This window comes from Paenarthrobacter sp. TAF1, from assembly GCF_052113825.1.
Classification (GTDB): Bacteria; Actinomycetota; Actinomycetes; order Actinomycetales; family Micrococcaceae; genus Arthrobacter; species Arthrobacter nicotinovorans.
Genome location: NZ_JBFRDO010000036.1, coordinates 1 through 9,940, shown reverse-complemented (window position 1 = coordinate 9,940; position 9,940 = coordinate 1). Strand labels below are relative to the sequence as shown.

The 9,940-nt window shown below is 64.2% G+C and carries 12 protein-coding genes and 1 pseudogene; 1 reads left to right on the top strand and 12 read right to left on the bottom strand.

The window, feature by feature from the left end; translation table 11 throughout:
- On the bottom strand, positions 1-86 hold an 86-nt coding region (locus AB4Y81_RS21360), incomplete at its 3' end, for a SipW-dependent-type signal peptide-containing protein (RefSeq protein ID WP_441996923.1).
- A gap of 298 nt (positions 87-384) precedes the next feature.
- On the opposite strand from AB4Y81_RS21360, the gene AB4Y81_RS21355 reads away from it, so the two are divergent.
- Positions 385-1,140, top strand: coding sequence for a ZIP family metal transporter (locus AB4Y81_RS21355; protein ID WP_189076549.1), 756 nt, complete (start codon positions 385-387; stop codon positions 1,138-1,140).
- On the opposite strand, the gene AB4Y81_RS21350 is transcribed toward AB4Y81_RS21355, so the two are convergent.
- The 11 genes and pseudogenes from AB4Y81_RS21350 to AB4Y81_RS21300 all read right to left on the bottom strand — a co-directional run.
- Entirely contained in the window at positions 1,137-2,360 is a 1,224-nt protein-coding gene (locus tag AB4Y81_RS21350; RefSeq protein ID WP_189076550.1) for a hypothetical protein, read from the bottom strand. The two genes, AB4Y81_RS21355 and AB4Y81_RS21350, sit on opposite strands and share 4 nt — an antisense overlap.
- Positions 2,361-2,531: 171 nt before the next feature.
- Positions 2,532-2,792 (bottom strand): GlsB/YeaQ/YmgE family stress response membrane protein, encoded by a 261-nt coding sequence (locus AB4Y81_RS21345; RefSeq protein WP_018779325.1) that lies wholly within the window; start codon positions 2,790-2,792, stop codon positions 2,532-2,534.
- A 73-nt stretch (positions 2,793-2,865) separates the two neighbouring features.
- Positions 2,866-3,801: a serine/threonine-protein kinase gene (locus AB4Y81_RS21340; RefSeq protein ID WP_189076551.1), complete on the bottom strand. Its 936-nt coding sequence runs from the start codon at positions 3,799-3,801 to the stop codon at positions 2,866-2,868.
- Positions 3,798-4,163 carry a hypothetical protein gene (locus AB4Y81_RS21335; protein WP_229778682.1) on the bottom strand — a complete coding sequence of 122 codons (366 nt, stop codon included), beginning with the start codon at positions 4,161-4,163 and terminating at the stop codon, positions 3,798-3,800. Before AB4Y81_RS21335 ends, AB4Y81_RS21340 begins: the two co-directional genes overlap by 4 nt.
- A gap of 132 nt (positions 4,164-4,295) precedes the next feature.
- A complete protein-coding gene (locus AB4Y81_RS21330) occupies positions 4,296-4,796 on the bottom strand; it encodes a MarR family winged helix-turn-helix transcriptional regulator (protein ID WP_018779328.1) in 501 nt (166 codons plus the stop codon).
- A 97-nt stretch (positions 4,797-4,893) separates the two neighbouring features.
- Positions 4,894-5,958, bottom strand: a complete 1,065-nt coding sequence (locus AB4Y81_RS21325) for an FUSC family protein (protein ID WP_189076552.1) — start codon at positions 5,956-5,958, stop codon at positions 4,894-4,896.
- 168 nt (positions 5,959-6,126) lie between these two features.
- Positions 6,127-7,377, bottom strand: a complete 1,251-nt coding sequence (locus AB4Y81_RS21320; protein ID WP_441996919.1) for a hypothetical protein — start codon at positions 7,375-7,377, stop codon at positions 6,127-6,129.
- Positions 7,374-7,889 carry a hypothetical protein gene (locus AB4Y81_RS21315; RefSeq protein ID WP_275776881.1) on the bottom strand — a complete coding sequence of 172 codons (516 nt, stop codon included), beginning with the start codon at positions 7,887-7,889 and terminating at the stop codon, positions 7,374-7,376. Before AB4Y81_RS21315 ends, AB4Y81_RS21320 begins: the two co-directional genes overlap by 4 nt.
- Before the next feature lies 1 nt (position 7,890).
- Entirely contained in the window at positions 7,891-8,787 is an 897-nt protein-coding gene (locus AB4Y81_RS21310; protein WP_275776883.1) for a hypothetical protein, read from the bottom strand.
- 97 nt (positions 8,788-8,884) lie between these two features.
- Positions 8,885-9,340, bottom strand: a complete 456-nt coding sequence (locus AB4Y81_RS21305) for a hypothetical protein (protein ID WP_018779333.1) — start codon at positions 9,338-9,340, stop codon at positions 8,885-8,887.
- 460 nt (positions 9,341-9,800) lie between these two features.
- Positions 9,801-9,940 (bottom strand): annotated as a pseudogene (locus AB4Y81_RS21300) (lipoyl synthase); the annotation flags it as partial.

The window sequence follows — 9,940 nt, the reverse complement described above, 5'->3', positions numbered from 1 at the left end:
GGGGCGCCCAGGGCGATGGTGACGGTGCCTGCGGTGACGGCTTGGGAGGCGGAGGTGGAGGAGGTGAACGCGCCGTAGGTTCCCATGCCGGCGACGGCGGCTGCGGTGCCGACCAGTGCGACGGAGGCGAGGATTTTGCCGGAGGTGGTYTTGAGGCTGATGGCCATGGGGATCAGTGTCCTTTCGTGTGGCCACCGTGAGACCGGCCGGCCGTTTCTTCAGCCTGTGTGGCTGACAAGAAATACTTTGCCGGGCCTGGATCAAGAACCAATCCTGCAAACCCACAACACTTCCTCAGGAAACCCTCAAGAAAACCGCAGCACCCCAAGCACCATGTGAAACACTCTTGGGTGCACCTGATCAGCCGATGAAAGGGCAAAACGTATGCCGATGTGGTTGCAGGCCTTGCTCTGGGGAACGCTGGCCGGAGGCGCTTTGGTTCTCGGCGCGGGGATCGCGTGGATGTGGAACGTGCCCGCCAAGGTCGTCTCCACAGTGATGGCCTTTGGCGCCGGTGTCTTGATCTCGGCACTGGCGTTCGAACTGGTGGACGAAGCCGTGCAAGGCGGCGGACTGCTGCCCACCGTACTGGGCTTCCTGCTGGGGGCACTGATCTTCGTGGGCTCCAATGTCCTCCTCTCACGCGCCGGTGCCAAGCATCGTAAGCGCTCCGGCGGCGCCCAGCCCTCGGAAAAGGACTCTCCCGGAAGCGGCACGGCCATTGCCATAGGCGCCCTCATCGACGGCATCCCCGAATCGGTGGTCCTCGGGGTAGGACTCCTGGCAGGCGGAGCCATCAGCCCGGCCATGCTCGCCGCCGTTTTCATCTCGAACGTTCCGGAGGGACTCTCCAGCACGGCCGGAATGAAGAAATCAGGACGCAGCCCTGCCTACGTCTTTGGCACGTGGGTGGGCATCGCCGTGTTCAGCGGAATTGCGGCCCTTGTTGGCTTCACGGCCTTGGAAAACGCACCCGACTCGGTCATCGCCTTCATCACGGCCATTGCCGCCGGAGGGATCCTGGCCATGCTGGCCGACACCATGATTCCCGAGGCCTTCGAAGAGCACCACAACCTCACGGGCCTGACGGCCGCCGTCGGCTTCCTCAGCGCCTTCACCATCCATCACGTGGGAGGCTAGGGGCCCAGCAGTCCCAGCACAGGCAAGGCAACCGCCGTCGAAAGTGCCATGGCGGCAGTGTTGCCGATCACCGGATGGAAACCGGACGGCAGCCAACCGGAGATGGCGCGGGCGAGGGGCGGTGCCAGAACGGCGCCGAGTACCGCCCCCCCGACGATCCCCATCCAGGAACCTCCGGAGGCCAGGACGGCGGCGGGTGCAACAGACACCACGGATGCATACGTCGCCGCCCACCCTTCCTCCCGGTACCAGCGCCGCCACAGAACCACACCGACAGCTGATGTCAGGGCCTGGGCGAACAGGATCTTGGGCAGCAGGGCCGAACCATACGACGGCAAGCCGGGGTTCATCACGAAGGCCACGGAGACCCCCAGGATCATCCCCAGGCTGGCGGCTTCGTTGGCGAAAAAGTGCGTTTCACTGAAGTCCTTGAGCACCCGGCGTGCGGCCCGGTTAGCATCCTGTCGGAAGCTCTGCCCAACCCCCGACGCCGGGTGGTGGCTTGGCGTGGACGGGTTCGGCTTCCGCAGGACAAGCCACGGCAGGCGGCGTGCAATAGAGAATGTGATGGCGGAACCAACCGCCATCGCCAGGACGCTTCCGACGACGGGCGGCAAGCCCAAGGGGGCAGCAACTGTCGGGATGAAGAGCAGAGCCAAGGGCGTCACGGTAGCTGCTCCGAGGACGGCTCCGGTGACGCATGTCCGCCATCCTGCACCGTAGAGCAGAACCATGGCGGGCGCGGCGCAGACGAAAGGCACGAACGTTGGCTGCCACCCGTCGTCGAGCATCCATCCGAACGCCAGGTTGGACAACAGCAGGCTCAACGACGCCGACGCCAGCACCCACGGCCAAAGCCCGCTGCCGTAGGCAAGCGAGCCGGCCCAGGCCTTGCCGCCACGGGCAACGCGCCAGGCCAGGAATGCACCCGCCAGCAATCCCAGCGCCGCCAGATCCGCCTTGTAGAAAAGGGGCTCGGTCATGTCGCCGAGGAACCACCGCAGGCCGGAAACCGGGGAGTCGTTGGCTTCACCGGACCATCCTTCGAACGACGGGCCAACCCTGGGCGAAACCTCTCCCGCGACGTGCAGGAGGAGGGACAACAGCCCTACCGCAGCCGCCATGCCGAATGCGCCCAATGCCGTACCGGCGGCACTGGACCCCAGCGCCGGCTGGGGCGGCGCCGTGGTGGTGGACGTGGCAGCTGAAGAGTGCGTCATTGGTGACCCTTGGCGTACGGAGTGTGGTGGCTCCGAGCAGCGTAACGGAACTGATGATGCCGCCCGCAGTCGCTGTCGTACGGGGAAATTGTGACCGAAAAAGCCGCCCACAGACGCGAAAAGGCCCTGTCCTCCCGGCGATAACCGCGGGGACAGGGCCTTCCTGAAACGCTAGGCCTTCTTGCGGGTCAGCAGACCCCAGATGATCAGGACCAGCAGAGCACCGCCAATGGCGAGGAGCCAGGTGGAAATCGACCAGAACTCGTTGATACCGACGTTGAACAGCGCGCTGCCGATCCAACCGCCGAGGACGGCACCGACGATGCCGAGCAGCAGGGTGGCGATCCAGCCGCCGCCCTGGTGGCCGGGCTTAATGGCCTTGGCAATGGCGCCGGCGATCAAACCCAAAACAATCCAACCGATGAATCCCATTTTTCATTCTCTCTTTCGTGAAGAGGTCCTAGTCCGGCATAGGAACGCATGCCGCTATTGACCTGATTGTTGGCTACCGGCTGAGTCGTCGGAACATTCCGACGACTTGGCTGGCAGACGGCCTGCCGGCAGGGTCGGGGTCTGTCATGGCATGAAGCACCATGGACCAGCGCCGCCGGACCGTGTCGGGAATTCGGGGTTCCCCCAGAGTCCTGGCAACCATGGACTCGAGGGGAGGGCCAGGAAATGCCTTCGTTCCGGTCAAGCACTCAAGAGCAACGAGACCGAGCGAGTAGACATCGCTGGCGGTTGTGGAATTTTCGCCACGCACCTCTTCAGGACTGAGGTAATGCGGGGTGCCCGAGGACGAGTCCGGTGCGGCGGTCCCGCCGGTGAGGGCAATTCCAAAGTCGGTCAATTGTGCTACCCCGGGGCCACCCGGGTCTGCTGCGAGCTTGACCAGGATGTTGCCGGGCTTGATGTCGTTGTGGACGATGCCCCTGCGGTGGATGTACGTCAAGGCACGCGCAATTCCGCTCACCCACTCGGCCGTCTCGCGGGGCGAAGCCGGCTGATGATGAAGGAGGGTCCGCAGATCCATTCCTTCCACCAGCTCCATCACCAGGAAATTCCGGATTTCTCCGCCTTCCTGGTGCCCGGTAGTTCCGGAACCGAGGACCCGGACGATGTTCTTGTGCCGCAACCGGCCGTGGATGTCCACTTCCCGACGGAAGGGGGCGTCGTTGGCAGCGTCGGAACACCTGAAAATCTTGACTGCCACAGCGTCGCCACTGTGGAGGTCGAATGCCTTTTGGACGTTGGCTTCCGAGCCGCCGCCCAATGGTCCTGCGAGGCGGTACCGGCCGGCGATGACCCGGTCCCGGTGAACACTCTCTTGGGCCACGCTGTCCTGGCGCAGGCTGTCCTGGGACGTAAGGTCCCGGGGCACGCCGCATGCACTTGCGGCTCCGCGATCAGCGCGGACAGCCGCAACGTCGAGCGTGGTCACCCGAGGAGGGTTTCGATCTCGGCCGCAGGCACTCCGGCCACTTCGGCGAGGGCATGCGGGTTGACTCCGGCGTCAACAGCTTTTTTGAAGGCGAGCGCCAGGGTGTTCTGCGAGATCGCCAGTTCGTGCTGGAGGCTCTGCCTGCGAAGGGCAGCGATCCAGACGGAGCTCACGGGATCGAGGGCGTCGATGTCCATCCGGAATCCGCATCCGCATGCCCACTCGGGCCAGATGGGCTCCACGGAGACCCACTTCATGGCGTCGTAGGCCGGGCCGGCGGAGATGGCCATGTGTGACCCGCAGTGCACGGGACCCATGGGAATTACCTGTTCCGTGAGAACTTCCACGGTATTTTCAGCCACTGGTGTGGAGCTTGGTTCACGCAGCGCGACTGTCATCGTTCTCTCCCACACATTCCCTAGTAAGTAGCTTGGCTATCTAGTTATATGTGTACTTATGAATTATGTCCAGTCAGGATGCGGTCACTCAGGGCGTCAGGAGGCCGCGATCCCGTCGATCGCCTTTCGCATGCGCCGAAGGAACTCGACCACCACAGCGGAGTCCTCGCTGCTCAGGGTTTCGGCCGCCTCCATCATCCGGGCGTGCATATCACCCAGGGTGCTGCGCACCTCCTGATCCGAGCCGGGGGTGGGGCGCAGGATGAGCGCACGCCGGTCAGTCGGATGCGGCTCCCTCGTGACATAGCCGGACCTCACGAGCCGATCGACCAGGGACGTCATGGAAGCCGACGTCACGCCCAGGCGGACAGCCAACTCCTTGGGCCCGACCTCACGGCCTGCGCGTTCGGCTTCAAGCAAGTACCGCAAGGCAAGAAGATCGGTTTCGCCCATCCCCATGGAAGCGCGGGTACGTCGGCGCATATCCGCTTCGGCGGCACGGTAGTCCCTGAGTGCATTCAGGACATCCACGGCGCCCATCTGCTTGCGGCTCTCCAGCCCGTACCAATAGCCCTGACGTTCACTTTTGTCGCTCATCACCAGTCCTTTGGTAGACATGTATCTCGCTTGTCTAACCAATCGATACTAGGCGATTTGCCGCTCGTTTGCTGACCAGGTGATCAGCACGGCACGCTCAGGCCTGCTGCGGAAGCTTCCGCGCACGCCGCCAGAGAGCTGGAGCCACCACGACGGCAACGCCGACGGCGGCACCAATGACCGTCTCGACGATGCGGTCCCGAAGCAGCAAACCAGGATCGACAGGCGCTGCAAGAAGCGTTGCGATCAGCGCGAGCGGCGTCACGAAAACCTGCGCCACCAGGTACTGCCGGGCGATAAACATCTCAGCACCGAACTGGCACGCAGCGATCACCAGGACCATCGCCCAAGGTGCAGGGTTGAGCCAGAGAATGCCCGCCAGCAGCACCAGGCCCAGCACTGTTCCGGCGATTCTTTGGATGCCTCGGCTGACCCTGTGGCGCGTTGAATGCCCCACGAGGGGAACAACCGCCGCAACCATCGCCCAGTAAGTATGCCCGAAGCCAAGCCGCTCCCCCACCAACGTGGCAATGGTTCCCGCCAGGCCGGCAGCGACCAGGTAGCCGCCACCCTCCAGCCAGATCGCCCGGCGCTCAGCCGGGGTGTGCCGGATGCGCGGAGGGCGTTTCCACGGCGTTCTGTGGCTTTTGAGCACACGAGCCGACATGCCGATCAAGAGGCAGAAAACCGTGGTCCCGACAGCCACCAGGAGGGCTTCCCACAGGGGCGGTTGGGCTGCGATCGACGCAATGGCAGCAAAAGCAAAAATATGAAACAAGGAGCCACCGGGCCGCAGCCGCCACGCAGCAACCACCACCGAGCAAACGCCGGCCACGACCGTAGTGGCAGCGGTCAAGAGCCAGGAATATTCAGCACCTTCAATGCCCAAGGCATGGGCGAAACGGGCTAGCAATGTGGCCAGGAGAATGATGAAAAGCATGAAGCCGCCGGCGCGCAACTGGCTCCTGAAACGGACGCTATGGGGTTCGTTGCGTCCGTAGATCCCCGTGAAGGCTCCAAACGAAGCAAACACCGCCAGATCCAGTCGGCCTATCAACGTCAACGTGATCAGCGGAACGAACACACCAACTGCGCAGCGGAGGGCGGGATGGTGGTCCTTGTTGCCAGGACCCATCGTGAACATTTCCGCTACAGCCTTCAAGGGGCGGCTCGCCTTTCGTCGCAGGATCAAACGTACGACGGCGGCACTGGCGTCCGCTCTCAAGGTTACGCTCCGGTTGCTGGGCTACTGCGGGATCTGGACCGGATAGTGGTGGTCATCACGAAGTTGGCGACTTGGAAGGGGGAGTGTGTTCCGGACGGCCCGGGTCTAGAAACCGCCCGGGGCTGCATTCGTAAATGTCACCGGGCTCAGGGGGTTACCTGCAATGTCCGTGAGGGTCGGCGAGGCGGTGAGAGTTGCGGCGGCCGCTGCTACCGATGTGTTGGCTGTGCCCGATGCCCCGCCCAGGGTGATGGTAAGCGTCTTTGCCCCGGTCCCCGGGTTCCAGGTCAGGGACGACGCGTTGCTGCCGTTGCCTCCGAAGCTCATGGCCGACCCCGCGTAGGCACCGGTCATCGCCAGGCTGCCGAGGTTTACGGTGCAGGCGGAACTGGTGACCGTCAGGACGTTCCCGGCGCTCACATTGACCGTCACCACTCCGTTGCCGCCGAGGGTCTGTGTGGCAGTGTTGCTTGTCCACGTGTTGCAGATGGTGCTGGCCTTCAGTGACTCCGAGAAAGTGACGATGACGGTGTCGTTCTTGTCGATCTTGCCAGCGACACCACCGTTGCCAAGCTGTACATTCGTCACCGTCGGAGCCGTTGCATCCTTGGATGAGGTCGCCGTCCCTGCGGCACTGGTGTTCCCGGCCGCATCCGTAGCCTTGGCGGAGTAGCTGATGGTGCCGTCCGTGAAGTTCCGGACATCAACGGGCAAGGCTGTCCAATTCCCGGCGCTGTTGACAACCATCGACTGGGTTACCGGTTGCGCACCCGCACCTGTCACAGTGAGGACGAGCGATGAGTTGGCTTCCGCCGTGCCGCTGACCGGCACCTTGTCTGCGAGGGCTGCGTTGACCACTGCCGGTGCGTTCACAACCGGCGCGTTGGGTGGTGTTGTATCCGTGACAGGAGTAGTGCCGGTGCTGCGGATGCTTTCGGTGCCCTGCCAAAGGGACAACAAGGGCGTCACTGTGTAGTACCAGGTTCCTGCCGGGACGTTGGCCTCGGCACACGAAAGGCCCGCAACCGGGCCTTGGCAGGTGCCGGTTGCGGCCACGCGCGTGCCGCCAGCGGCCGAGCTGTAGCGGGCGATGCTGTAGCCGGTCACGGTCCGGCCCCCCGCCGTCGTAGTGGCTGTCCAGTTGACCGTAACGGTGGTACCGGACACGCTGGTGCCCGGCTTGGCGCCCTGGGCTACGGAATCGGCCTTCGCGGCTCCGAAACCGCTGCTGACGGAACCCCAGAACGCGCTGGCAGCGGGCCCTGCGCAGGAAAGAAGGAGAATGCCCAACGCAATAACCATGATGCGGTTCCATCGCCCCATGCTGATGCTCGATGCCTGACGGTCCTGGCTCACTTCCGTACCTCCAGCGTCACGGGGATGGCGAATTGGGCGCCCTGGCAGGCGGAGACTGAGGTGGCTCCCATGCTGGCTGCCCCTTGCAGCGTCACCAGGATGGAGGTGTTCGCGGCGATGGTGATCGGCGGGTTGAGTGGTGCGGCGGGAGGTGTGAAAGTCACTCCGGTGGTTGTGCACCCGTTATGAGAAGTGTCCGCGGAAATGGGTCCGTTGGCGGCAATTCCGTAAATGGTGACGGGGTGAGGGTTGGGGTTGGTGGCCCGGAGGAGGACGTCAGCTGTTCCCCCGGGGACAAGGCTGCTTTGCAGGGTGTCGCCCGGGACGAGTGCGTCCACCGTGACGTTCTGCATGGTGCCGTTCACCGAAGCTCCGTTCCCGAGGCCTGTGGCGCTCCAGTACGCGTAGGCCGATCCCGCTCCGCCGAGCACGCACAGGGCAACAGTGGCTGCCGCGGTTCTTGCCAGCCGGCCTGGAGCGGAGGTGCGGGGTGTCCGGGCTGTGGTCTTCATGTCAGTTGCCTTGTCCCGTGCCGGAGTACGTGAGCTGGAGGGTGGCGCCTTTGCAGCCGTCCTGGAGTTGGGCCGTGTCGTGCATCGTGATCCGGGGCCAGGCCGACTCCGGGACGCCCAGCGCCGACAATGCCCGGACGCCGGGCTCCACGGTCAACGGATACGCGCCGGAGTATTGGGTGAGTTTGTAGTCAGCGGTGGTGCAGGGGAGGTTCTTCGCAATGGCCGCCGGAGTCCGGACCACCTGGGTGATGGATACGGAAAGGTTGGTCACGGCGATGCTCTTGTTGCCGGGATTGGAGATCTGCAGTTCCAACGACCGTGAGACACCCGGTGCGAGCAAGCCATTCACGGAACCGGATACGCCGAACGACCGCTTGACTTCGAGGACCTGCAACTGGCCCGGAGCCGCGTTCGACACCATGGTCCCGCTGCCCGCCTTGACCGAGAAATCGGTCTTCGCCGCCGCTGTTGTGGTGGCGGTTCCAACCGTCAGGGTCGTCTGGACGGTGCCGCCGGCAGTGAGGTTAACCGACGACGGTGCGAAGCTGGCACTTGCGCCAGCCGGCAGCCCGCTGGTCGTGAAGGTCAACTGTCCCGCAAAGCCCCCGGTCGACGTCGCCGACACGGTGAACGTGGTGGACTGGCCCTGGTCAACCGTGCGGCTGGAAGGAGACAACGCCACCGTGATGCCCGCCGGGGCCTTCGCATTGCTGCCTTGTCCATTGGCTTGGCCATTGGCTTGGCCATTGCTCTGGCCATTGCCTTGCCCGTTGGCTTGCCCGTTGCTCGCAGCAAGGACTGCGGTTGGCAGGATGGCCACCAACAAGGCCAGCAGAATCGCACGCAGGACCCCACTCCTGAGGAACGGTGCGATGCGCTCTGGGCGGTGGTCCATGGAAGCTCTTTTCGGACGTCGGCTTGGGTGCGGTGGTGGAGGGGCCGAAACGGCTGAGCCGGAGCCCGCCTAACTGGCGGGCCCCGGCGTCGAGGTCTTACAGGCTGCCGACGTTGACCGTCACGATGGCCGCCTTGCAGGCGTCCTGGTTGACGGTGGTGCTGTCGTTGAACTTCAGCGTTCCGGAGCCAACGGACGTGCCGGTGCTGTTGGCTGCCACCGGGCTGTTCGAGGTGACTGCGGTGACTTCGAACCAAGCCGGCAGGCAGCCGGCCACATTGGTGGTCACGTTCGCGCTCAACGCTCCGACCACCGTGCCGGACGTGGTGGAGTTGTCGGCCGTGTAGCTCACCGGGACGGAATTGCCCGGAGCAAGGCCACCGGCGAAGGTGGCGTGGAGGGTGACGGTTCCGCCACCTGAAGAGTTGGTGGCATTGCCACTGCCGGAACCAGTGGTGGTCCAGTAGGCGTAGGCGGCACCGCCGCCGACTGCTACCAGTGCGACGCCCGCAACAGCGGCGGTGATCCGGCTCTTCTTGGAAAGCTTGCGCATGATGTGACTCCTTGGTTGATCTGGTCCGGGGAGCCGCAGCGCAACCCCCAGCATCCGGCCTTTGCTGGCGGATGAAGCGATGCAGCCAATGCTTCATCCGCGGCCAGTCGTGTGGCTAGGATTCCGGCTACCCCATTTTTTCTTCGAACAAAGGCTGGGAAATACCCGCATGCGTGACGCAAGTACTCGCGTTCTTCGCCCGGACTACTTGGCGGGCGCATCGTCATTCCAGCCCTGTCAGGGCCCGAAGTACTCGCCTTCTCCCACGCTGTCCAAGGAAAGGACACTTCCCTGGCGGCGGCCGAAGACGGCGCTACGACGTTGATGCGGCAATCTTGTGCCCATCTTGAGCAAAAAGTGCGCTGGTGTTCGAAGCTTCCGAAGTGCCCCTTTAACCCTCGACGGCGGCCAGGTCACCTTCAGAAGGTGGCCCGACCGCCGTCGTGCGTCTGTTTTGGGGCTAGCCGTGGGCGGCGAGGATGGTGGAGGCTTCCTGGCGGGTGGTGCCGGAGGACTCGATGTGTGCCAGGGCTTCGGGGATTTCCCAGCCCTTCTTCCGCATCGCGGTGGCCCACAAGCGGCCGGCCCGGTACGAGGACC